The sequence below is a fragment of the Clostridium sp. ZBS15 genome, from assembly GCF_023845705.1.
GTDB classification, from domain to species: domain Bacteria; phylum Bacillota; class Clostridia; order Clostridiales; family Clostridiaceae; genus Clostridium; species Clostridium aquiflavi.
On record NZ_JAMQHY010000015.1, the window covers coordinates 19,401 to 45,513 of the forward strand.

The window sequence follows — 26,113 nt, forward strand, 5'->3', positions numbered from 1 at the left end:
TAGAATTAATTTTACCTGGAAATTAGAATTCAGCATAAATGTAAGCATATTAGATTTAACTAGGCTAAAATGTGAATGTTTAAACAAAGTTAATTAAATTATATACTACAAATTGAAAGATTGGTTGGTGAAAGGTATGAATAAAGAAAATTTAGTTTCTACATTAAAAGAAGTAAAAAAAGACATAATAGAAATGATTTATGCAGCAAAATCAGGACATCCAGGTGGTTCACTATCTTGCTCAGAAATAATAACATACTTATACAATGAAAAAATGAATGTTGATGTTAAGAATCCTAAAGATCCTAACAGAGACAGATTCGTATTAAGCAAGGGACATGCAGCTCCAGCTCTTTACTCTGTATTAGCTGAAAAAGGATATTTCCCAAAAGAAGAATTATACAATTTAAGAAAAACAGGAGCTCTTCTTCAAGGACATCCAGATTCTAAGCATGTACCAGGAGTAGATGTTTCAACCGGATCACTTGGTCAAGGAATATCAAATGCAGTGGGAATGGCTTTAGGTCTTAAGACTCAAAAGAACGATGCTAAGATATATGTTGTTTTAGGTGATGGAGAATTACAAGAAGGATTGGTTTGGGAAGCTTCAATGGCAGCAGCTCATTATAAATTAAATAATTTAGTTGCTATAATTGATAACAATGGCCTTCAAATAGATGGTAAAAATGAAGATGTAATGGGAGTTTCTCCTTTAGATAAGAAATTTGAAAGCTTTGGTTGGAATGTTGTTATTTGTGAAGATGGTAATGACTTTGACAAAATAAATGAAGCATTCTTAGAAGTTGAAAAGTGTAATGATAAGCCAAGCGTTATCATTGCTAAGACTGTAAAAGGTAAAGGTGTTAGCTTTATGGAAGATCAAGCAGGTTGGCATGGTCAAGCACCTAATGAAGAACAAAGAAATCAAGCAATAAGTGAGATTGAAAGATAGGAGGAATTTAAAATGGGTAAAGCAACAAGAGAATCATACGGAATGGCATTGGTTGAACTTGGACGTGAAAATGAGAAGGTAGTAGTTTTAGATGCGGATCTTTCTAAATCAACTAAAACTAATGGATTTAAAGAAGAATTTAAAGATAGATTTTTTAATGCAGGTATAGCAGAACAAAACTTAATGGGAATGGCTGCAGGTTTTGCTAATGTAGGAAACATACCTTTTGCAAGCACATTTGCTGTTTTTGCTACTGGAAGAGCTTTTGAAATAATAAGAAACTCTATTTGTTATCCAAAGGTTAACGTAAAAATAGCAGCAACTCATGCAGGAATTACAGTTGGTGAAGATGGTGGATCACATCAATCTGTTGAAGATATAGCACTTATGAATTCACTTCCTAATATGACAGTAATAGTTCCAGCAGATCATAGAGAAGCAATGGCTGCAACAAAAGCTGCTGCTGAATTTAATGGTCCTGTTTACTTAAGATTTGGAAGATGCAATACAGAAGATATATTCGATGATAATTATAAATTTGAAATCGGAAAAGGTGTTGAGGTAAGAGAAGGTAATGATGTAACTATCATAGCTACAGGAATGATGGTTCAAAAAGCTATAGAAGCATCAAAAGAATTAGAAACTCAAGGAATTAAAGCAAGAGTTATAAATATTTCTACTATTAAACCAATAGATAGAGAAATAATATTAAAAGCTGCTAAAGAAACTAAAGGAATAGTTACAGCTGAAGAACATTCTATTATAGGTGGACTTGGAGCAATGGTTTCTCAAGTTGTATCTAGTGAATGTCCTACTTTAATTAAAATGGTAGGAATTAAAGATACATTTGGAGAATCAGGAACACCAGATGAACTTATGAAAAAATATAATTTAACTAGTGAAGAAATAATTAAAGAAGTTAAATCAATATTAAAATAGATTTTACTTATATAAGACCCAAATTAAAAAACATAACAATTAATTAAATTATAATAAGCGGAGGTAAGACACAATGAGTATTCATATTAATGCACCAGAAGGCGCTATAGCAGAAAGCGTATTATTACCAGGAGATCCTTTAAGAGCTAAATTTATAGCAGAAAACTTTTTAGAAGATGTAGTTTGCTACAATGAAGTTAGAGGAATGTATGGATTTACAGGAACATATAAAGGTAAGAGAATATCAGTGCAAGGAACCGGAATGGGTATCCCATCAATGTCTATATATTCTACTGAATTAATAGAAAGCTACGGAGTTAAAAACCTTATAAGAGTTGGAACTTGTGGTGGTTACCATGAAAGAGTTAAAATAAGAGATCTTATAATTGCAATGTCAACTTCAACAGATTCAAATCTTAACTTAGTAAGATTCCAAGGTAGAACTTATGCGCCAACAGCAAGTTTTGATTTATTAAAACCTGCTTATGATATAGCAGTACAAAAAGGATTTGAACCTAAAGTAGGTAGTGTATATAGTTCAGATATATTCTATGGAGATGATAATGAAGATTGGAAGAAATGGGCTGATTTCGGTTGCTTAGGAGTTGAAATGGAAACAGCAGCATTATATACAATAGCAGCTAAACATAAAGTTAATGCATTAACTTTATTAACAGTAAGTGATCACTTTATAACAGGTGAAGTAACAAGTGCAGAAGAAAGACAAACAACATTCAAAGCAATGATGGAAGTTGCTCTTGATACAATAGTTTCTTTATAAAAAATTAAAGTTCTAAGTTTTAGATGGAGTAATATTTCATCTAAAACTTAGAATATTTATTTAAGTAAGTGCAAACGTTATATTTTATTCTTTAGGAATTTATATTATTAAGAAATTTGTGTATAATTTTTAGGATACTGTTTTTTAAAGGTATGATGAGTACCCCTAAAGAATAAAAAATAATCATATGCCGCACCATTATTCCTGCACTGCGTTTGGAAAGGGTGCATGGCTAAAAAAATCGAGGGCTCTAAAGTCGCCTTAGCGATTTTGTTCTAAAGTAATCGTTAACTTTAAAAGTTGAAGGATTATGTATACTAATTATAGAATAAATAAAGTAAGAAAAGATTAGGAGGATTAATCGATGAAAATTTTTGTTGATACAGCCAATATTGAAGAAATAAAAAAAGCTAATGAGTTAGGAGTTATTTGTGGTGTTACTACAAATCCTTCACTTATAGCAAAAGAAGGAAGAGACTTTAAAGAAGTGATTAAGGAAATCACAAGCATTGTTGATGGTCCAATAAGTGGAGAAGTTATTTCAATGGAATGTGAAGGAATGGTTAAAGAAGCACGTGAAATAGCTAAAATTCACAAAAACATGGTGATAAAAATTCCTATGTGTGCAGAAGGATTAAAAGCAGTAAATATTCTTCATAAAGAAGGAATAAAAACAAATGTAACATTAATTTTTTCAGCAGTACAAGCATTACTTGCAGCAAGAGCTGGTGCAAGCTATGTAAGTCCATTCTTAGGAAGATTAGATGATATTGGAAGTACAGGTATTACATTAATAGAAGATATATCTGAAATATTTGCAGTTCATGGAATAGATACTGAAATTATATCTGCAAGTGTTAGAAATCCAATTCATGTATTAGACTGTGCTAAAGCAGGATCTGATATAGCAACAATTCCATACAATGTTATTATGCAAATGATCAAGCATCCGCTTACAGACGCAGGAATTGAAAAATTCTTAAAAGATTATGAAGGCATGAATAAATAAAGTATTTATTGGCTCTGTTTTATTTATTATTGATTTAATACAGAGCTAATTTTTTTATATTTAAGCTTACTTTCTATTTTACTTTCTAAATTTTTTCTTTAGTCACAATCTTAAAGAAATTCTGTCTATTCTTATATATACGCATCTGAAAATATCTATATTTATTTTATTATTGTAGTCTGTTTTTATTAACCTTGGAATTATCGTCTCTTTTATAATAAATAACTAATAAATTTTTGAAAATATCCTAATAATATACTTAAGAATGTTATTTGTTATGGAAAGGAGAGCTACTTGTATAGAGTATAAGTAGCAGCATAATATGAAAAACATATTTAGTATTTATAAAAGAGATATAAGAAATATAATTACCAACTCATCTGCACTTATTGTAATAATGGCTTTATGTTTACTACCATCCTTATATGCTTGGTTTAATATAGCAGCATCGTGGGATCCATATTCACAAGAAGCTACAAGTAAAATTAAAATTGGTGTTGTAAATAAGGATAAAGGTGCATATATATTGGAAAATTATATAATCTTAGGCGATGAAGTTATTAATGGATTAAAAGAAAATAATTTATTAGGTTGGCAATTTGTTAGTGAAGAGGAAGCCGATGAAGCTATTAAAAAGGGGAAATATTATGCTACAATAACAATTCCAGAAGACTTTTCAAAAGATATGACTTCAATAATAACTAGTGATATTAAAAAAGGAACTATAATTTATACTGTTAATGAAAAAATAAATGCAGTTGCTCCTAAATTAACTGATAAAGGTGCTTCAGGAGTTCAAGAAAATGTTACAAAGAGTGTAATTGAAACAGTTAGTAATTCATTACTTACGGCATCAAGAGATGTGGGAATTGAATTAGAAGATCAAATACCTAAAATATCTAATGTATATAATATGTTAGAAGAAATTAGAGGCAGGTTCGGAGAAATAAATGAAGCAACTGATTTAGCTTATGATGGTGTAGTTAAAATTAAAGAGTTAGTTAAAGAAATACAGGAAGGTATACCTTTAATTTATGAAACATTAAATAATACTAAGAGCTTAAGTAGTGAGGTAGAAAGTTTTATTTCTGTATCTAAGAGTGGATTAAATGATATGTCACCAACAATTAAAGAAGATATTAGATTAGTTTCAGAAATAAGTAAAGATATTTCATCATATACAAATAGTATTATAGATGCTATAAACTCTGGAACAGAGAAAGCACCAGAAATGATTAATAATTTAATAAATAAGGTAAAGAGTTTAGAAAAAGTAAATGATTCAGTATTGAGGTTTCTAAAAGTACTAAATAATATTAGTTCTACTAAGCCCCTAAATGGAATTGTAAATAAGCTTGAAACGTTACAAGAAAATATTTATAAAATTCAAAATTCACTTCAAAGTATAAGAGATTCTTTAGATGCTGGAAATACTGTAGATTTAAGTTTATTAAACAATATAAAAACATTAGCAGATAATATTGCATCAACAAGTGAAGATATATATTTAAAGTTTGACACAGAAATACTTCCACAAATAAATAATATATTTGACAGTGCATTTAAAGTTGCTGAAAATACATTAACAATGATAGAAGAAGCTGAAAAAAGATTACCTAATGTTGAAGGCATATTAAACACTGCTTATAAAGGGGCAGACAAAGGAATAGAAGGAATAACTTTTGTTAAAGAAAAACTTCCAGAAGCAGAAAGAATAATAAATGAAATAACAGATAAAATGAAAAATGTAACAGACGAACAGAGTTTAAAAGAATTAATAGACTTATTAAAAGAAGATGTTCAAGAAAGAACGGATTTTTTAACTACTCCTGTAAATCTTGAAACAAGAGAATTGTATCCAATGGGCAACTATGGAAGTGCTATGACACCGTTTTATAGTGTATTATCTTTATGGGTTGGATTATTATTGTTGCTTTCAATTTTAACTGTTAATACTCATGGAGAATATAAATTTTGGGAAATATATTTTGGTAAGTTAATGCTATTTATGACTGTAGCACTAATTCAATCACTTATAGTAGTTATGGGAGATTTATATTTATTAAAAATATATTGTTTAAATCCTATGTTATTAGTCCTAGGAATGTTATTTACTAGTGCTGTATTTGTATCAATACTTTATTCGGCAGTTTCTGTTTTTGGAAATGTTGGAAAAGTTATAGGAATAGTATTATTAGTATTACAAATAGGTGGATCAGGAGGAACATTTCCAATAGAATTAACCCCAAAATTTTTTCAAATGATACATCCTTATTTACCATTTACATATGCTATATCTTTTGCAAGAGAAGCAATTGGTGGAGTAGTAGGAGAAGTATTAACAAAAGATATAATAATATTGTTAATTTATGGAGGTGCTTCTATTTTAATTGCAGTATTTTTAAAGAAGCCTATAAATAAACTATTAGAAAAGTTTACAAAAAAGTTTGAGGAAAGTGGAATTTCAGAATAAGTAATATAATTAAAAAATCAAGGTTTTGTTTGAAAAGAAATATATTTTAACTTTTACTTAAACAAGACTTGTTTTTTTAGTTTAATTAAAATTTAATAATTAAGATGTATTAATATAAAAATGAATGAGTTATAATCTTAATATAAAGTAAAATTATAGAAATGTTATTTGAAGTGAATAATGAAGAATATAAGTATAATAATATTGTGATCTAGTAGATCAGTATATAAAATAAAATTCCTTGGAATATTTATTTTATCCAAGGAATATTTTTAATACATTGTTTTTTATCCAAGAAGTTCTGTTGATTTTGTTTTTAAAAAATTTAAATCATTAATACTCATCTTGTCTATGGTTTTATAATATTTTATTGCCAAAGGAATACATGCTGCAATCCATGCTATTGGGCTAGCTAAACATATACCAGTATACACAATTATAGCAGGCAATGTAAATGCAACAATAACTCTTACTAATAATTTAAGCAACGCCAGCCATCATAGGAATAAATCTATCTCCAATTCCTACATAGATAACACTTATATAAGCATTAGCACTATTTATAATATCTTCTGGGGTATTTAACAGCCTTAATAGTGATTTAGAAAATAAAAGACTTAAAGTGGTTATTATTATAGTTATTATAAAACATAAAATTATTGATGTTGCAACGGAATTTCTTACACCTTCATCACCATTAGCACCAAATTTTTGAGAAACAATAACAGAAAATCCACTGGCAAGTCCTACTATAAATCCTATTATTAAAAAGAAAATAGATCCTCTTGCTCCAACAGCAGCAAGAGACTGGATGCCTAAAAATCTACCGACTATAATAGTATCAACCATACTATAAAGTTGTTGAAAGATATTTCCGATTAATAATGGAATAGAAAAAATAGTATTAACTTAAATAAAAAATATATTATTGTACTGCAAATGAATAACTTAAATTTAAAGTTATATATTTAATCGTATATGTACATACTTAAAATAAGAGATGAAAGTAAATGAGGAGTGAAAATGTGGAAAACACTATAGAAACTAAAAAAGAAACTAAAAATTTAAAGAGTTACAAACCAAAGAAGGTTTCACTAAAAAATAAGGCGAAATTAAAAATAATTCCATTAGGTGGACTTGGAGAAATAGGAAAGAATATTACAGCATTTGAATATGGTGATGAAATAATTGTTATAGATTGTGGTTTAGCATTCCCGGATGAAGATCTTTATGGAATTGACATCATAATTCCTGATGTTACATATTTAATAAGAAATAAAAATAAGGTAAAAGCCTTTTTTATAACTCATGGTCATGAAGATCATATAGGTGGAATACCGTATGTATTACAACAAATTAATGTTCCAGTATATGCACCCAAATTAACATTAGCATTAATTGAAAGTAAACTAGAAGAACATCATATGTTAAATGATTGTAAATTAAATCTTGTTGAAATTGGTGAAACTATAAAATTAAAGAATTTTAATATCGAATTTATTAGAACCAATCATAGTATTCCTGATGCTTGTTCTATAGCATTGCATACACCAATGGGAATTATTGTACACAGTGGAGATTTTAAGGTTGACTTTACTCCAATAGATGGTCATGTAATAAATCTTCAAAGATATGCAGAACTAGGCAGAAAAGGTGTATTATTATTGATGGCAGATAGCACAAATGCATTACATAAAGGATATACAATGTCAGAAAAGACAGTTGGAGAAACACTAGATAATCTTTTTAGTAAAGCAACCGGAAGAGTTATTGTATCTACATTTGCATCAAATGTTCATAGACTTCAACAAATCAGCGATTGTTCTATAAAAAATAAAAGAAAGATAGCTTTTAGTGGTAGAAGTATGGAGAAAATATCAGAGATTGCAATGAATTTAGGATATTTATCTATACCTAAAGAAATGATAGTATCATTAGATGAAATAAAGAATTGTCCAAATGACCAAATTACTATTGTGACAACAGGTAGTCAAGGTGAATCAATGGCAGCTCTTTCTAGAATAGCAGCGTCAACTCATAAATATATAGAAATACAAAAGGGAGATGTGGTTATAATTTCAGCATCTCCAATACCAGGAAACGAGAAAGCTGTATCAAATTTAATAAATGACTTGACTGAAAAAGGTGCTAATGTAATATATAAAACAATAGAAGACATACATGTCTCAGGTCATGCATGTGAACAAGAACTTAGGGTGATTCAAAGCTTATTAAAACCTAAATTCTTTATTCCTGTACATGGTGAATATAAACATTTGATTACTCATGCTAAAATTGCTCAAAGTATGGGGCTTAAAGAAGAGAATATATTTATATTAGATACAGGTGATGTATTTGAATTATCAAAAAACAAGGGAAAAGTTATTGGAAAAGTGCCATCTGGAAGAGTTCTTATAGATGGTCTTGGAATTGGCGATGTGGGAAATATGGTCTTGCGAGATAGAAAAAATTTAGCTGAAGATGGAATTATAACTGTAGTAGTAGCAATAGATAGAAGAAATAAGGTAATATTATCAGGACCAGATATAGTGTCAAGAGGTTTTGTATATGTTAGAAATTCTGAAGATTTAATTAACAATGTAAGACGTATAGTTACAAAAGTTGTAGAAAAATGTTTAGACGATAATATAACACAATGGGCAGAAATTAAAAATAGAATAAGAAGAGAAGTAGATAGTTTTGTATATACTACAATGAAAAGAAAGCCTATGATATTACCAGTAATTGTAGAAATATAACTTATTATAAAATATTAACAATATTATAAAATGTAAGGATCAAAAAAACTAGGCTATGCTTTGAAAATGGATATATTATAAAAACAATTTATAATATATCCATTTACTTAAGGCATGGCTTATTTTTATGCTATTATAGTATTTTTTTACATCTAAAAATGTTAATAATCAAAAAACAAGATTAATAGTATATTTAACTAGTTTATTTCTTTTTTAATAATATGAAAAACTAAACTTATGATGAGAAATTAATTAGTAATTTATCTTAATAATTAAAGAAATAATAAGAAAAGATAACAGGTCTATCTAACAATTCCTCTAAAATATATGTAAAATGTAAAAACATAGAAAAATATAAGGTTTCACAGTTAATTTAATGATTTTTTGTAAATAGAAATTAGATAAATGTAGTCAATTGTGGTAATATAACAGTAAATGATTATTTATGAATACATAACATGAATTAGCATAAAAGATGGAGAAAATTATGAATAAAGATAACTATATATTAGATACAATTGAAGATATAAAAAATATATTAGAACAGAATGAATACAGAAGAAATAGATACAGTAATGATGTTGAATGGTTAAAGCAACGTAAAAAACAAATAAAAAGTAATATAATAAGAATTGCTATTATGGGAATAACAAGCAGTGGGAAATCAACATTAGTAAATTCATTGCTAGGGGAAAGGCTATTACCAGTAGCTATTTTGCCAAGCTCAAGTATAATAATAACAGTGTCTAAAGGCGAAAAAAGACAGGCTACTATATACTTTAAAGATAAATCTCCAGAAGTTTATGATGATACTAATTTAAATATGGAAGTTATATCTAAGTATGCTGATGAAAATAGAAATTCTAATAATAAGTTTAATGTAGCTCAGATTGATATAAAATCACCTAACTTTTTATTAGATGACAATATTCAGTTAATAGATAGTCCAGGTCTAGATGCTTATAATTTAGAAATGCATGAAAAATTAACTTTGGAGATTCTATTACCAACAATAGATATTTGTGTATTTTTAACTACTGTTAAAGCTAATAGCGACCAAATTAATTTAGAAAAAATAAAAATAGTAAATGATAAAAAGAAGCAAATAATATTAGTTCAAAATATGATAGATTCAATAGAGGAAAAGATAGGTAAATATGGCATTGTTGAAGAAAATAAATATATCATATTAGACAAGCATAAAAAAAGAGCAGAAATATTATTAGAAAAAGCAACAAGCAATAAAGAGTTTGATATTATTCAAATTTCTTCTTTAAATGCTTTAAATGGAAGAATAAAAAATAACAATAATTTATATAATGAATCTAATCTTGAAGGTTTTATAAAGTCTATATATAGGTGTGTTGAAAATATTACCCCAAAACTAAATATTCAAAGGCAAGGGAGTATTGTTGAAAGAATTGGCAATATAATTGATACTGATAAAGAAATCATAGATGGAAGCAATTTAGAAGATACAAGTTACATAAAAGAAATACTTAATGATATTGATGATCTTAATTATGATTTTAGAGTATCTAGAGATAAAATAACATCTAAAATTAATCTTATAGATAAGGTAACACTTAATACAATAGAAGAAATAAACGAGTCGGATTCAAAAGAAATAAGTAGCTATTCAGATATAGTAGAAAATATAAATAATAAGAGTAAAAAGATAGAAAATCAAATTTTAGGTATTGTAAGAGAGTGTGAAGAAAAGAAAAAGGAAATATACGAAAAACTGAATATTGATATTAGATTCTCATATTCATTACCTAGTATGGAAAGTGAAGATATATATGTTAAGCACAAATACGAAGAGAAAGTAAAACTTATAAAAAAAGATGGTTTCTTTAATGTAGGAAAGAGAATCTTATCAGATATATTTGAAACTGACTGGGGATATGAAAAGCAAGAATATGATGAAAAAGTAGTAGATAAAGAGGCTACTATACTTATGGTTAAAAAAGTATGCAATGAAAGTAGTAGAAAATATATGAGTATACTTTATGATTGGAGCGAACAGTATAGTAATTCATTAAGCCTCTTCTATAGTGAGATAAGTAAGATAGAAGAAGAGTTTAAAAAGAAGAAAGAGCAAAATATAGAACTTTATGATATAGATAATGTTATAAAGGACTTAAAGATTATAAGAAATAAGCTGAAAAATAAATATAATAATGTAGAAGAAGCAGCTTTAACATTAGATGAAGAAATAGAAAATAAAAATGAAGATAAAAATCTGAATATAGAGGAAATAGAATTAACCAATGTTTCTTACAATCTTTATAAATTAAGTAATGAAATATTTAAGAAAAGCTATTCAATGATAAGTAATTACATAGAAGAAAAAGTTTTATCTATATCTAAAAAAGAAACTCATCAAATATTTTGGACTTGGGATTTAGAGGCTGCATCTAAATTTATTTCTAGAATGTATGATTTGTATTTAAATGATGAAGAACTTGAAATTATAAAGAAACAAGGAATATACACTTTAAATAATATAACTATAATATATGAATTATCTCAAAATAAAGTAGAAACAAATAAAATACTAAATATTAACTCTTCAAAAGAATACAATATGTACTTACTTTTCAATGGAATTCAAATAGGTAGTTCAGAAAAGCAAATACTTGAAAATATTAATCTTAAAAATATAGTTTTAAAGAATAATATTATGATAAATTTAGTTATAGATTCTAGTAGAGAATTTATAAATGCTAATAATATAAAAGAAATACTTACAGCCACTTATTCGTTTAAGAAAAAAATTAAAAATAGAATAAATAATTCTAAGATTGGCTATGTATTAGTTAATTCTAAAAATCCTATTTACAATTTAGCATTAATAGAGGGGCAAGAAAATGATGGATTTTTATTAAGTCAATATAAAGATATAAAAACTAAGTTGTTTGGAAATATATTATCTCGCGGTAATGAAGAAAAACAAACATTAGAAGAAATATTGAGCTATTTTTTAAAGTAATATTATAAAAACTAAGGAGCAAAGAAATGGACAAAAAATCTTTACTAATACAATGTGATGAAGTTACAAAAAATATGATGGATGAATTGCAACAAGACATGATAGAGTCTTTATCAAGGATATCTAAAAATATAAATGATGAACTTAAAGAAAACTTAAAACCTCTTGAAAAGAAAATCAATATATTAAAAGATGAACTTGGAGAAGGTAATGAAGATATAGAAGAAAAAATAGAAGAAATAAGTGGTAATATATCAAAAATTTCAAAATGTGTAGAAGAAATTGCTGAAGAACATAATAAGCTTTTAAATGGTGGTTTAAACAGAATTGCTATAACTCTAGAAAAGTTAAAAGATCGTGTTGAAGATTCAGATAAGCAGTTAGAAGTTAAATTATCAGAGGGTGTTGGCACAATAGAAAAGAAAATAAATGATTTAAATATAGAATCGTTAGAAGATAAATTAGCTATTTTAGGAGTTAAAATGGTTAAGAATTCTGGAAATAATAAAGAAGAAATAATAAATAAGATAGAAGAAATTAATATTGATGAAGTTGGAACAAAAGTAAGCTTATTAGAAGAGGCTATTAAGATTAATATAAATAATAGCTGTGAAGCTATAGAAAAATTAGATACAGTACATGAAAAAATGTTAGAAAAATATGAAGTAATGAATCTTATAAATGATATGGAAATTAAATTAAATAAGAAAATGAGCAATATACAAGAAGAAGTTGAATGGGGAAATAGATCATTCTTTGCAAGGATTTTTGGAAAGAGGAGATAATATTTAATGAAATATGTAGATTTAATAAATGATTCTAGATTTAATTTTTTATTAGAGAAATATCTTAATAAAGATAATGCTGTAAATTATATAGATTATTTTAATCATTTTATTGACAACTTAAATGAAAAAGAAATAATAATACCTGTATTAGGTATTCAAGGTGCTGGAAAAAGTAGTTTTCTTAATTCTATTTTAATGGAAGAGAATATATTGCCAACAGATGTTGATGAAACAACTTGTGTACCTGTTGAAGTAAGATATGGAGAAGATACTGAAAAAGCTATAGTACATTTTTTAGATAAAGAATGTAAAGAAATAAAATTATGTGATTTAGAGAAATATGTTCATAATGATTATAATATGGCAAATGAGCTTAAGGTATCTAAGATAATCTTATATAATAAAAACGATGTATTAAACAATAATGTAGTACTTGTTGATCTTCCAGGTGTGGGCAGTTTAACACCTGAAAATCAAAGAACTACATTAGACTATGTAAATAAATTGGTTTCTGGAATATTTATGTTGAGGACAAACCCTCCAATTACAAGAACTGAAAGAAATTTTATAAATGCCTTATGGCCTAAATTGTCAAATACAATTTTTGTTCAAAATAAGTGGAATGATGAAAGTGATGAAGACGCACTTGATGCAAAAGAGCATAATGAATATGTTTTAAATAGTATTTGTGCGGAACATAACGAAAGCAAAGAAATTAATGTAAATGTGGTTAATGTTTATGAAGCGGTAAAAGGTAAATTTACTAGAGATAACACACTTTATGAAGACTCAGGTATATTAAATGTTATAGAAAATATAGAAAATGTATCTAAAGAATATAATATAGGTTTAGAAAAGTCTTTAAATTCAAAAATAGTAGGAGCATTAGAAAATATTAATGATAAAATAGAAGAATATAAGACATTATGTTTAAATGAAAAAAAACAAAATGATTTAAATAAAGAAGAAAAGATTAAAGAAATAAAAGCTATACTTTTAGATAATAAAAAGAATTTTAGAAGAATTAGAGCTTATGCATATGAAGAAATGGAAAAGATTATCGATTATGCTTCAAGTATTATAAAAGAAAAAATAACAAATTTAAGAGCTAATTTAAAAGCCATAATAAATAGAGGGATTGTAGATGGAGAAAGACTAAGTTTAATATATAAAGAATCATCGGATAAAGCTATAAATGATATTATGGATGAAGTATTAGATAAAACAAGTGAATTAATAAAAAACCTTAACAAAGAATTAAATGGTATAACAATAAAGGGCTTTTATGGTCAATATGAAAACATATCATTTTTTAATAAAGAAAGTGAATTTAAATTTGAAAAATCGCTACCATCATTGTTAGGGGTATCTGGCGGACTAATAGGGACACTTGGAACTGTAGGAACATTAGGAGGTCCTCTTGGAATACTTGTTGGAATGGGAATTGGAATGGCATTTTCTTTGATAGGTGATTTTGTTCGTAAGGAAATAGTAGAAAATAGAGCAAATTATACATTAAGGGATTTAGAGCCTATGGTTGAAGATTTAGAAAACTATTTAAAAGAAGAAATACTTGATGATTTAAGAGCAAAACAACAAGATATGGATGATTCAATAAAAGAGCTAAGAAAGAATTTAGAAAATAGCTTTAAAGATGATATTCAAAGTATAGAGAAACAATATGACTATGCCTATAGTGAAAATAATATATTAGAATTTGAAGATGATTTAAAAATATTAAATGAAGTCAAAGAAGATGTTAGATTAATTTAAAGGATTAATATATTTTATATGTGGAGTATATATGCATAGGCAAAGTGGCATTGTAATTGGATTTTGAGAATTCTTAATAAGTATTGTCACATTTACTGCTTGTCACAATTTTATATTGGGAGCAAGCTAAAATGGGACTATAGTTATTTTAGTATTCCTAAGTTTAATTACTCCGCCCACTTTGTTTATGCATATATAAGCACTTATTTAAAATATAGTCAAATTATTTAAAGCAAGGGGATGAATATATGAATAATTTTGAAAGATGTATAAGTAGACAAAAGAGTATTGATTCAATTGTTAAAACTTTAGGAAATGATGATATTACTGAAAAGAATTTTTTAGTTAAAGATAAAATAATGAATCCTTCACATTATGTTGTTATGCTAGGAGAGACAAGCTCAGGAAAAAGTACATTAATAAATGGATTATTTGAAGATAAAATTTTATTAGAAAGTGTTAAGCCAACAACTGGAGTTGTTACTGAAGTTGTTATATCTGATGAAGATGAAGAAAAATTAATAGCTGTAAATAAGGATTCGAGTACACAAGTTATAGATAAAGATATCTTTGATAAGTTACTAGTAAATTATAATAAGGATTTACATAAGCTTAAATATGTTGGAAAAGCTAATAATTCTAAATATAATGGAATGAGAATTTTTGATACTCCAGGTTATGGTTCACTTGTAGAATATCATGAGGAATCATTAAAAAGCTTTATTCCACAAAGTGATTTTATTATATATGTAGTATCTTATAAAGTTGGAATTGGTGATGATGATTTTCAATTTTTAAAATATGTTGGAGAAATAATAAGTGAAGATGTAGAAGTTATTTTAGCAATTAATATGTGTCCAAAAGATATGTCAGAAGATAATAAGAGAATATTGGAAATCAAAAAAAGTGTTAATAAATGTATTAAAAAAGATGCAAAGACATTCTTTATAGAAAGTAATAAAGAAAAACATCCTGATACATCTATGCTTTGGGAATATGTATATGAAAGAGTTAATGATGATGATAAAAAAGAGGAACTTGCTAATAGTTTGAAAAATTATCAAGATTATATATTAAATGAATGTAATATAAAGATTAACTCTAAGGTTGCTAATATAGAATCTAAAAAAGAAGGTATAGAAGAACGATTAAATATACTAGGAGAATTTTTAGATAAAAAGCATGAAATATTAACTACTATAGATAGGGGATTTACAAAAATAAAAGTAAGTTCAGTTAAACTTATAGATAAATCTGCAATAGATGTAAAAAATAAAATTACTGAATATGTTCATGATGAAAGCAAATGGACTAAAAAAGAAGAGACATATACATTAATGCAAAATTATTATGTTCCAAATTTAATAAATGAAGAAACAGAAACTTTAATGAGAGATATTGAAAGTGAAATAATACTTTTAGATAAAAATATTGAAGATATATTAAAAGAAGCCATATCTAAATTAGAAGAAAAGATAAAAGTAAGTATTCCATCTTACACAGAAGTTATGGAAGGTGTATTAAAGCAACACATAGGAGATGAGATACAACAAGCAACTGGAGAAATGTTTAGAAAAGCAACTGCAAAAGAAGACAAAGATAGTATAAGCAATCCAGAAGATATAAATTTAAATAAATTAGGTAATATAGTAGATACTAAATCATATAAACATGCACATGAAAATTTAAAACATTTATTAAAAGCAATAAAAGCCTCATCAATAAAGGCTATTACTAAGTATCTAACTGTTTTTACTGAATCTGTATTTTACTTATATGATTCATTGACATGGCAAAAGAAGATAAATGAGATTTCATTAAAAGCTATAGATAATTGGGCGGAAGACGTAGAAATATCTATAAGAAGATATTTAGATTCTTTACGAGAAACTAATAAAGAAGAGATAATGTCTTTATTTGATGCATTAAATGAAGAATTTAAAGAAGATGAAAAGAAGTTAGAAGATATTAGCGGAGAAGAACTAATAAGACTAAAAAAAGAAATAGAGTTCTTATTGCATAGATGCCTCTATATATCAATGAATAAGTAAATTTATGTTTGAAGAGTGTTAATATATGCATAAGCATATTGGACTAAGTAATTGAATTTAGGAATACTAAAATGAATATAGTCCCATTTTAGCTTGCTCNNAGTAAATGTGACAATACTCATAAAGGATTCTCAAAATCCAATTACAATGCCAATTTGCTCATTGCATATATTAACACTCATTTAAAACACAACTTATTTAAAAAAACGTTAGTATATAATATTATAATTACAAAGAATTTAAATCTAATTAAATATTACTATTGACTCATACCTTAGGTAGGAGTTTATAATAAATATTGAAGTAGGAAATACTTAGTATAGGATGTTAAATTATTAATAAAAAATTACTAGAGATAAATTTGTTTAGGAATGATAAAAATAAAAAGTAGTATCATTAATTAAAAAAAGCAGATTTTAATTAAGAAATTACTCTTATACTAATAGATAGATATTTAAAAAATTTTCATATTAAGAGAGGAATGAATTTTAATGACTAAAATAAAGAATATACCTTTTTCACCACCAGATATAACTGAAGAAGAAATTGAGGCAGTTTGTGATGTTTTAAGATCAGGATGGATAACATCAGGACCTCAACTTGCTAAATTTGAAGAAGGAATACAAGAATATTGTAAGGTTAATAAGGCTTTAGCATTAAATAGTGCAACAGCTGCTATGGAATTAGTTCTTAAGGTTTTTGATATAAAAGAAGGCGATGAAGTTATAACTACTCCTTATACTTATACTGCTACTTCAAGTGTTTCTGTACATAGAGGAATTAAGCCAGTATATGTTGATGTAAAAAAAGATACATTTGAAATGGATATAGATAAAGTAGCAGAAAAGATAACTGAGAAAACAAAGGTAATTATGCCAGTTGATATTGCCGGAGTACCTTTTGATTATGATGAACTTAAAAAAGTTTTAAAAGAAAAAAATAGAGAAGATATAATAATACTTTGTGATTCAGCACATTCATTTGGAGCTAAATACAAGGGCGAAAGAGTTGGATCTCAATGTAACTTCCATTCTTTCTCATTTCATGCAGTTAAGAATTTAACTACAGCAGAAGGTGGAGCAGTTACTTTCAATGATAATAACTTTGAAAATCATGAAGATTTACAAAAATACATGAGATTTACAGCTATGCATGGTCAATCAAAAGATGCATTAACAAAGCTTAAAGCTGGAGCATGGGAATATGACATCATTAATGATGGATTAAAATGTAATATGACAGATATAAGTGCTGCAATAGGTTTAGTTCAACTTAAGAGATACGAAGAGCTATTAGAAAAGAGAAGAGCTATCTTTAAGGTATATAATGATATATTATCAAAAGAAGATTTTTCAATAATACCATTTACTAAAGATGATAATGGTACAGAAACTTCTTATCATTTATATCTTTATAGAGTTAAAGGATTTAATGAAGCCAAGAGAAATGAAGCAATAAGCAGATTAGCAGAAAAGGGAATAGCAACAAACGTTCATTATAAGCCACTTCCAATGCTAACACTTTATAAAAACCTTGGATATGATATAAAAGATTATCCAAATGCTTATGCACAATATGAAAATGAAATTTCTCTTCCTGTATACACAAAATTATCTTTAGAAGATGCAGAATATGTAGCAAGAGAAGTTGTAAAAGTTATTAAAGAATTAATATAGTAATTTAAAATTTAAATTGCAATATAAAGTTTTTAGTACGTAAATTATATAACTTTGAAAAAATTAAACTAAAATAACAGAGTTAAAAATTACTTAACTATAGATTTAGTTTATATGAAAATATTAATAACAGACAATTAATTAAAAGTAGCATATTTAGTGAAAACTATTATATGCTACTTTTTATGGTTAGTACAATTTAGTTAAAATTTAAAATACACATTTGTTTTAGAGCTATGTTTATATATACAATAGGTAAAGTTCAATTACTCAGTCCACTTTTCTTATGTATATATAAACATTTTAGCAAAACATGTTTATATAATTTCATTAATGAATTGGAGGGGTAATTTTGAAAATAGGGGAGTTTGCTAAAAGGTCTGGAGTCACTGTAAAAACACTTTTGCATTACGATAAAATAGGACTTCTTAAACCATCTGAAAAAACAGAAGTTGGTTACAGAATTTATTGTGAAGATGATTTTTTAAGGCTTCAACAAATAACTACTCTAAAGTTTATTGGGATATCATTAAGTGAGATAGCTCATATATTAAATGAAAGCGGAGAAAATTTAGAGAGCATGGTAAAAATCCAAAAAAGGGCTTTAGAAGAAAAGAAAAGACATATAGATTCTGTTATAGAAATATTTAATAATGCTGAAAACACTGCAAAACAAAAAGGTTTTTTAGATGTTAACAACTTAGTAAACATTATAAAAATAACAAATATGCAAAATAGCATAAAGGAGCAGTATAATAGCGATAAAAATTTGAATTTGAGAACCACTCTTCATAGTTATAATACAAATAAGATTGATTGGGATAAATGGTGTTTTCAAAAGATGAACTTGACTGAAGGCTCAAAAATATTGGAATTAGGGTGTGGAGTAGGAAAGCTATGGATAAAAAACAAAGAATTAATAGATAAAAATTCTGAAATTATTTTATCTGATTTTTCTCCAAATATGTTAAAGTGCGCTAAAAATAATTTGGAAAATTTAGATTATAAGTTCAAGTATAAAAAGATAAATGCAGAAGATATTCCTTATGATGATGAAAGTTTTGACGTTGTTATTGCAGAACATATGCTTTATTTTGTTACTGATATAGAAAAGGCATTAAGTGAAATAAAAAGAGTTTTAAAACCAAATGGTATTTTTTACGTAACCACTAATTCATGTAATTCTATGATTGAATTAAATAAATTAGCTGAGAAATTTGATCCTAATTTAGATATTAATAATAATGGTCTTTCCTCTAGATTTGATTTAGAAAACGGAGAAAAAATGCTAAAGAAATATTTTAATAATATTGAATCAGAGATATTAGAAGGAAAGATAATAGTAGATAAAGCAGAGCCCGTTGTATCATATAAAGCATCAACAATTCAAGGAAATTCAATACTTATAGGAAAAAAAAGAGAAGAATTTACAAAGTATTTAGAAAAATATATTGAAGAAAATAAAAATATAGAAATTACAACAAAGGCAGGCATATTTAAGGTTTCAAAGTGATTTGGAATTTTTTGGACCCCAGAGTATAATAAATTAAAGGGGGATTGTATATGAATGGAAATATTATTCTGAAAATTATTTTGGGGACTTTTATTAATTGTATAGTTTTAGTATTAATTTCTTTAGGAATATATCATATTTATGGTTTTACATTAAAAGATACTTTGTTTGTTATAAGCTTAGCTGTGCTAGTTATAGAAGTTTTCTTAAATATATCAGGAAATTCACTTGGGATATCAATTCAATCACTTGGACAAATGAATTCACAATATGTATCAAATATTGATTTAGAAGCTAAAGGACATGAAAATAAAAATAATAAAGCTACTTTTCATGTTAAGGACTTAATAAATTTTATATTAATCATTTCTAGCTTAATAATTTTTATTATATCATTTATAATTTTTAAAATATAAAATATCAATTAAATTTAATAAAATTTTTTAAAAAAGGGCAATAAAAAGCAATTTTAAATTTGTTTTTTATTGCCTTTTTTAAATATTTATAAATAAAAAATAAATAAATTTAAAAAAAATACAAAAAATCCTAACTTTTCTTAGATAGTTTAAATATAACGTAGGATTAATTGAAGCCTTTGAAGATGACTATGATGAAGTGAATGAAACAAAATCTGATTATGTAAAAAGTTTAGTTGTTAGAACTTTTTGCCCGCTTGCATCTACAATGGAAAGTGAAATAGATGTAGAACATGAAGTTGAAAATTATAATACATACCTTGAGTTCTACAAAAATTCTAAAGATGATTTTATAAAAACTGTTAAACCATTAATAGAAAAAATTGTTGGTGTAAAGATGTTCTTTGACCAATATAAAACAAAAAACAAAGGTATGAAGCCAACATTACTTGTTGCAAATAATAAGCTTGACAGATTGGTAAATTCAGCTAACTTGCCAAGACTTGAAGCATATTTAAGTACTGTAAATGATAAAAATGATTTTGATAATACAATTTGGTTTGGAATAGTTCCATCAATTGAATTAGAAGGTCAAAACAAAAGTGGAGCTAAGAGAGAAAGATTTAAGGGAAACAAAAAAGTTGAAAAAACAGAATGTAATACTATGGAAAACCTATCTTTACTTCTTAATACAGTTCAAAAATATAGAATCCAAATTTTCTTTAGCTTTGAAGCAAGAGAAGATACTACATTTAATCATGTAGCTACAGCAGGAATAGATAAATTTATGGACAGATGTGCCCCTCTTATGAGACAAACATACAGCGAATTTGCAATTCCATGTGTTCCAAACTTTACAATAATTCCAAAAGAAAAATCAGGTGTGATACTTGATAGTAAAATGCTTATGACAGATGAAGGAAGTGCTAATAAAGATGAAATAAAAAAAGCTTTTAGAAACTTAGCTAAAAAGTATCATCCAGATAAAAACAAAGATAATAAAGATGCAATAGAAATGTTTCAACAAATTAATGAAGCATATGAAATTTTAAGTAATGAATCATCTAGAGAAGAATATGATAAAAAGTTAAATCAAAATAGTTCTAATAGACAAAAAAATGAAAGCAAAAATAATAGTAAAAAATCACAAGCAAAAACCAAAGAAAACTTTAACAAAGGTGATGCTTTAAATGATTTAAATCAATATTTCGAAAGTTTTTTTGGCTTTAAAGCAAGTAGTAATGATGTTGATGGAAGCAAAATAAAAAAAGATAGTAAAAATCCTATTGATACAAGTAATATATTTAATAATTTTTTTAATGTAAAGAAATAAGGATTTATATAGAGTAAAAAGTATTAAGAAAGTAATGGAGTGGTTACTTTGAAAAATAATCAAAATAATAAGTTGATATTTAGTATTCAATTAATAAATGTTTTTATAGGCATAACAATAACATTAATATTTGGAATAACTTATATGACTATAGAATCAAGGGAACTTAAAGGTGTACTTTTAGGTTTATTAATTGTATTTGGAATTATAACATTTATAACTTTATATAGAAAAATACATAATGAAAGTTATATAGAAGAAAGCAATAGTATAAATACCATTGAGCTAGTAAATGAAGATAATGAAATCATAAAACAATGGGAAATACAAGATAAAATATCTTTTCTTATTGGAAAAAACAATAAGAAGAACCATGTATTTGTAGACTTAGACAAATCTATTTATTCAACCTTAGTTGAAGAGAATCATTCAGTATTAAATTATGCTGTTGGAACATGGTATATAGAAGATCTATCTCTAGATAGTGGAGTTTGTATACAAAAAATAGATGATGGTAAAAAGTATAGGATTGTGAAAAATACTCCTTGTAGCTTAAAAAAAGGAGATATTATATTTATTTCAAAAGTGAAATTATTACTTAGATGAATGGAGTGATTATATGTCATTAATTAGATGTCAAAATGGTCATATGTTTAGTGAAAGACGATATGGTCCAATATGTCCTTATTGTAATATAGATACAAGTAAAAAAGAAAATAAGAAAGAACTTGTACCAGATGCGGAAGAAGTAGAAACAAATCTTTTATATCAAGAAATAGAGCCAGTATGTGGATGGCTTGTTTGCATTGAAGGATGTAGAGTAGGAAAAGATTATAAAATAAAGAATGGGAAAAATTTCATCGGTAGAGCTGATGATATGGACATACAAATAATTGGGGATAATTACATAACAGCCAGAAATCATGCCGTTGTAGTATATGATCCTAAAAAGAAAAATTATGTATTACTTCCAGGAGATTCTTCAGGAATTGCTTATTTAAATAATGAACCAGTATATATGCCAACACAACTTACAAATTATGATGTTATAGAGCTTGGAAAGAGTAAATTCTTATTTGTACCATTTTGTGGTGAACATTTTGAATGGCAAGATAAAGAACAGGGGTAATTTAAATGTTATTTATGAGTAGATATGATCAAAAAGAAGTAGTGCTTATATTAATAATGTTATTACTTTTATTATGTGTGATAAAGCACATATTGTTTAAAATTATGAACAAAGAAAATATAAGTTTAGTTAAATATTCACATATAGGTCATGAAGAAATACAAGAAGATTACTTTAATATAAAGAAAAAAGATAATGCAGTTTTAGCAGTTATTGCTGATGGCTTAGGAAAAAATGAAGCGGGAAGAATTTCTAGTATTACTGCTGTAAAAACAATATCAAATATGTTTTTAAAGGAATATAGTAATGAAAAAGTGAGTTACTTTTTAAAAAAAGCCATTAATAAAGCAAATCATGAAATACTTAAAAGAGTAGAGAAGAATAAAGGTGGTACAAGCATTTTAATGGCAATTATTGATGAAGAAAATTTATATTATACTTCTTTAGGTAATTTGATGTTAACTATTTTTAGAAAAGGTGAACTTATAAAATTGAGTGAAGGTCATTGTATGAATGAAGTTGCAAAAGAAAAATATTATGAAGGAAAACTTGAAAAGATTGAAGCACTTCAAGTTTTAAATAACAAAAAGGTTTTATATTACCTTGGACAAGAAAATCTTAATAATGTAGAAATGAAAAACCATAGTATTAAATTAGAAAAAAATGATTTACTTTTGATTATGAGTAAAGGGATTTATGAAGAAATAAGATGGGTAGATTTTGAAAATATATTAAATAAAAATAAAAAGCATATAGATATAGTTTTGGATCAAATTATAGATGAAATAGAACATCATGAAAATACTCATAATGGAAGCGTAATAATTATGAAAAAGAATATTTAAAAATAATCGCATTTTAATAAGTTAGGGTGAGACAAATGAGAAAGTTGAATTCAAAATTTAAGACAAGTTTTATATCAGAAGAAGGAACGCATCTTCAAAATAAAGATTATTTTGCCTTTGTAGAGCTTGATAAGTTTGGATGTTATGCAATTGCAGATGGTATTGATAATGACACAGAAAATGACACTGCTCAAATTGCAGTAACAACATTCATTAAATTATTTACACAAAATCCTACTATGAATAAATTTACACTAAAAAAGTATTTAAATAAAGTTAATGAAGAAATAGTAAAGACAAGTAAAAATGTACGACTTAAAGCATCTATGACAATAGCTATAACTAATTATAGTAAAGTTAGGTATATTGTAATAGGTAATTCAAGATTCTATTTTTTTAAGGATGGATATTTAAAAGAAAAAAGTAGAGATCTATCATTAACTCAACAACTTAGTGATAAGGAAATGATAGCTTTAGATAAGGCAGCTAAGCATATAGAGAGAAATAATCTTTCATGTTACTTAGGAGAAAATAAATTAAGTTCACCATTCATATCTAAAAAAATAAAACTTAACGATGGTGATGTATTTACATTGCTTACAAAGGGAATATGGGAAAATTGTGATGAAAAAGAAATAGAAGATGCTCTAGAGACCAGCTATGTGAAGTCAATAGGTTTGAAAGAAATATTAACTATTTATTTTAATTCTAAGATAATATAAAATTACACAACAAATAAACTATTAAATATAGAAATTTTTTAATAGCTAAAACAAATGTAATATTATAGTTTAATAAGGATTATGACATAGGTTCATAGTCCTTATTATCTCTTAAAACAGCATAAATAATGTGAGTAAGTTTATGAGCTACCGCGCCCACGGCAGTGAGATGTTGTTTACCTTCACTACGTTTCTTTAAATAATAATCATTAAGAGGACTTTCGTGTAAGGTACAAGTTGAAGCGCATAGGAATAAAGCTCTTCTAAGGTAAGGAGAACCACGCTTTGACATTCTATTATTGTTAGCTAAAAATTGACCAGATTGTCTAACTGTTGGATCAATACCAGCATAAGCTACTAGACCTTTAGCACTTTTAAATCTTTTAATATCACCAATTTCACTAAGAATAATAGCAGCAGTAACTTTACCTATTCCGGGAATAGATTCAAGATGTGAACCAAATTTAGTATAATAAAATTCAATTTCTACATCTAAGTCTTTAATTTGCTCTTCTATAAAAAGCACTTGTTTTATTAGTTGTTTAAGTTGAAATTTAAAAGCATCTTGAGCAAATTTTATTCCGAAAGTATTTTTAGCAGCATCTTGTATTTTTTTCGCTTTGACAATGCCAAGCTGTCCACGACTATGCTCTCTTAAAAATTCAGCTAATTTACCTGTATCAATTTCAAGAATTTGCTCTGGGGTTTGATATTTTTCTAAAAGCTTTTTAGAACTTATTCCCCAAGTATCAGAAAATAACTTTTCATATTCTGGAAAAACTTGATCAAGCACAGTGATGATCCTGCATTTTAGTTCAGAAACACTATCAACTAAAGAAAGTCTATATCTACATAATTGTCTTAAAGAAAGAATTTTTTCATCAGCTAATTGTGTATTTGTAAATCTTCCGAATCTAATAACTTCAGCAATAATAAAGGAATCTTTTGTATCATTCTTAGTTTGGCGTATGTAAAGATTTCTAAAACTATCAGATTGAATAGGATTTATAACATTAATTACATAACCTTTTTCTAAAAGAAACGAATATAAAGAAAGCCAATAATGTCCAGTAGCTTCAAGTCCAAAAATAACCTGTGAATTACTGATATTTTTGTTAATTTGCTCAATTAATTTATTAGCGCCACTATGTGAATTGGTGAATTTAATTGATTTACCTATGATGGCACCGGTTTCATCAATAATAGTAGCTTCATGATTATTTTTACCAATATCAATACCAACAATAAACATTGTAAACATCTCCTTTGTTTTTTAGATAGAATCCTCTATGCAATGCAAGTTACATCCTGGTTAGATATACGATGAATTATAATAATATAATCAACATCCAGCTTATACGCAATATCTCGCAGAGATGAGGTAACAGTCTTAGTGACGAGGTCAAAAGATGCCTCAAGGGGGCGTAGGTAAACCTCTATCTATACGAGAATATTGTCTCAAAATAAGAGGGATTAAACAATAGTAATAGAATAAATAACTTAAGAGATTATTAAGAATAATAATTAAAGCTTTTGGTGTAATTATTGTTTAATCTGTATGAGCTTATCATACCAGGGGGCGGATGAAGCTGAAAACATTCTAAAAAAAGGTTATGATCCTATATTAGCAGATAAATCAATTGCCGCTAGAGATGCAAAGGTTGCTGAAATACAAGCTAAGAGTAAAAGTCAACAGCAAAAATATATAACAGTTGTTGGTGGATATAATATTGAAACAGGTGAAGTTGCAGTTGGCGTAAAAAATACTGCTACTGATTATAAAAAGTGTGCTGAAAATTTAGTCGTAGAGCAATTGGGGGGAGATCCTTCGAAGGTAATTATGACACCTGCTATTCGTCCACGAAATAATGCAACGATACCTGTATGTAAATACTGTCAAGAAAAATATTCAACAAGTAACTTTATACCAGGAACAACATGATAGTGTAAAGTACGCTA

At 26.6% G+C, this 26,113-nt stretch carries 21 protein-coding genes and 1 pseudogene; 19 read left to right on the forward strand and 3 right to left on the reverse strand.

The genetic code is table 11. The features are described 5' to 3' along the window. The first annotated feature begins 136 nt into the window (after positions 1 to 136). From NG904_RS07475 to NG904_RS07495, 5 genes are all read left to right on the forward strand, one after another. Positions 137 to 952: a transketolase gene (locus NG904_RS07475; RefSeq protein ID WP_252214091.1), complete on the forward strand. Its 816-nt coding sequence runs from the start codon at positions 137 to 139 to the stop codon at positions 950 to 952. A gap of 12 nt (positions 953 to 964) precedes the next feature. Further along, the gene (locus NG904_RS07480; RefSeq protein WP_017353617.1) at positions 965 to 1,891 is read left to right on the forward strand and encodes a transketolase family protein; all 927 of its coding nucleotides are present in this window, start codon (positions 965 to 967) and stop codon (positions 1,889 to 1,891) included. A 73-nt stretch (positions 1,892 to 1,964) separates the two neighbouring features. Then, positions 1,965 to 2,672, forward strand: a complete 708-nt coding sequence (deoD, locus tag NG904_RS07485; protein ID WP_252214089.1) for a purine-nucleoside phosphorylase — start codon at positions 1,965 to 1,967, stop codon at positions 2,670 to 2,672. 364 nt (positions 2,673 to 3,036) lie between these two features. After that, positions 3,037 to 3,681: a fructose-6-phosphate aldolase gene (fsa, locus tag NG904_RS07490; RefSeq protein ID WP_252214088.1), complete on the forward strand. Its 645-nt coding sequence runs from the start codon at positions 3,037 to 3,039 to the stop codon at positions 3,679 to 3,681. 322 nt (positions 3,682 to 4,003) lie between these two features. Beyond that, entirely contained in the window at positions 4,004 to 6,154 is a 2,151-nt protein-coding gene (locus NG904_RS07495) for a YhgE/Pip domain-containing protein (RefSeq protein ID WP_252230817.1), read from the forward strand. Between the two features lie 287 nt (positions 6,155 to 6,441). Here NG904_RS07495 and NG904_RS07500 read toward each other — a convergent pair whose 3' ends face one another. Then, positions 6,442 to 6,642 carry a hypothetical protein gene (locus NG904_RS07500; protein ID WP_252225179.1) on the reverse strand — a complete coding sequence of 67 codons (201 nt, stop codon included), beginning with the start codon at positions 6,640 to 6,642 and terminating at the stop codon, positions 6,442 to 6,444. Continuing rightward, a complete protein-coding gene (locus NG904_RS07505) occupies positions 6,635 to 7,003 on the reverse strand; it encodes an MATE family efflux transporter (RefSeq protein ID WP_252225181.1) in 369 nt (122 codons plus the stop codon). The genes NG904_RS07500 and NG904_RS07505 overlap by 8 nt, the downstream gene beginning before the upstream one ends. Positions 7,004 to 7,272: 269 nt before the next feature. Here NG904_RS07505 and NG904_RS07510 point away from each other — a divergent pair, with 269 nt between their 5' ends. The 13 genes and pseudogenes from NG904_RS07510 to NG904_RS07570 form a co-directional block, all read left to right on the forward strand. Beyond that, positions 7,273 to 8,913, forward strand: coding sequence for a ribonuclease J (locus NG904_RS07510; RefSeq protein WP_252214385.1), 1,641 nt, complete (start codon positions 7,273 to 7,275; stop codon positions 8,911 to 8,913). Between the two features lie 487 nt (positions 8,914 to 9,400). Beyond that, positions 9,401 to 11,908 carry a dynamin family protein gene (locus tag NG904_RS07515; RefSeq protein WP_252214082.1) on the forward strand — a complete coding sequence of 836 codons (2,508 nt, stop codon included), beginning with the start codon at positions 9,401 to 9,403 and terminating at the stop codon, positions 11,906 to 11,908. 26 nt (positions 11,909 to 11,934) lie between these two features. Continuing rightward, complete coding sequence (locus NG904_RS07520) at positions 11,935 to 12,693, forward strand: viral A-type inclusion protein (RefSeq protein WP_252214080.1); 759 nt, start codon at positions 11,935 to 11,937, stop codon at positions 12,691 to 12,693. A 6-nt stretch (positions 12,694 to 12,699) separates the two neighbouring features. Beyond that, positions 12,700 to 14,469 (forward strand): dynamin family protein, encoded by a 1,770-nt coding sequence (locus NG904_RS07525; RefSeq protein ID WP_252230819.1) that lies wholly within the window; start codon positions 12,700 to 12,702, stop codon positions 14,467 to 14,469. A gap of 248 nt (positions 14,470 to 14,717) precedes the next feature. After that, positions 14,718 to 16,520, forward strand: coding sequence for a dynamin family protein (locus NG904_RS07530; protein ID WP_252230821.1), 1,803 nt, complete (start codon positions 14,718 to 14,720; stop codon positions 16,518 to 16,520). Between the two features lie 491 nt (positions 16,521 to 17,011). Further along, complete coding sequence (locus NG904_RS07535; protein ID WP_252225189.1) at positions 17,012 to 18,196, forward strand: DegT/DnrJ/EryC1/StrS family aminotransferase; 1,185 nt, start codon at positions 17,012 to 17,014, stop codon at positions 18,194 to 18,196. 352 nt (positions 18,197 to 18,548) lie between these two features. Further along, entirely contained in the window at positions 18,549 to 19,709 is a 1,161-nt protein-coding gene (locus tag NG904_RS07540) for a MerR family transcriptional regulator (protein WP_252214076.1), read from the forward strand. 50 nt (positions 19,710 to 19,759) lie between these two features. Beyond that, positions 19,760 to 20,125, forward strand: coding sequence for a hypothetical protein (locus NG904_RS07545; protein WP_252230823.1), 366 nt, complete (start codon positions 19,760 to 19,762; stop codon positions 20,123 to 20,125). A gap of 901 nt (positions 20,126 to 21,026) precedes the next feature. Further along, on the forward strand, positions 21,027 to 21,458 hold the full coding sequence (locus NG904_RS17275; protein ID WP_353846052.1) for a J domain-containing protein: 432 nt from the start codon (positions 21,027 to 21,029) through the stop codon (positions 21,456 to 21,458). A 48-nt stretch (positions 21,459 to 21,506) separates the two neighbouring features. Then, complete coding sequence (locus NG904_RS07555; RefSeq protein WP_286674317.1) at positions 21,507 to 22,064, forward strand: FHA domain-containing protein; 558 nt, start codon at positions 21,507 to 21,509, stop codon at positions 22,062 to 22,064. A gap of 13 nt (positions 22,065 to 22,077) precedes the next feature. Beyond that, a complete protein-coding gene (locus NG904_RS07560) occupies positions 22,078 to 22,587 on the forward strand; it encodes an FHA domain-containing protein (protein ID WP_012424108.1) in 510 nt (169 codons plus the stop codon). A 5-nt stretch (positions 22,588 to 22,592) separates the two neighbouring features. Continuing rightward, entirely contained in the window at positions 22,593 to 23,432 is an 840-nt protein-coding gene (locus NG904_RS07565) for a PP2C family protein-serine/threonine phosphatase (RefSeq protein WP_252230829.1), read from the forward strand. A 35-nt stretch (positions 23,433 to 23,467) separates the two neighbouring features. After that, a pseudogene (locus NG904_RS07570) lies at positions 23,468 to 24,085 on the forward strand (PP2C family protein-serine/threonine phosphatase); the annotation flags it as partial. Between the two features lie 148 nt (positions 24,086 to 24,233). Here NG904_RS07570 and NG904_RS07575 read toward each other — a convergent pair. Continuing rightward, positions 24,234 to 25,406 (reverse strand): IS110 family RNA-guided transposase, encoded by a 1,173-nt coding sequence (locus tag NG904_RS07575; RefSeq protein ID WP_252230831.1) that lies wholly within the window; start codon positions 25,404 to 25,406, stop codon positions 24,234 to 24,236. A gap of 306 nt (positions 25,407 to 25,712) precedes the next feature. Between NG904_RS07575 and NG904_RS07580 the strand changes: the two genes are divergently transcribed. Next, positions 25,713 to 26,096, forward strand: coding sequence for a hypothetical protein (locus NG904_RS07580; protein WP_252230833.1), 384 nt, complete (start codon positions 25,713 to 25,715; stop codon positions 26,094 to 26,096). The last annotated feature ends 17 nt before the right edge of the window (positions 26,097 to 26,113 follow it).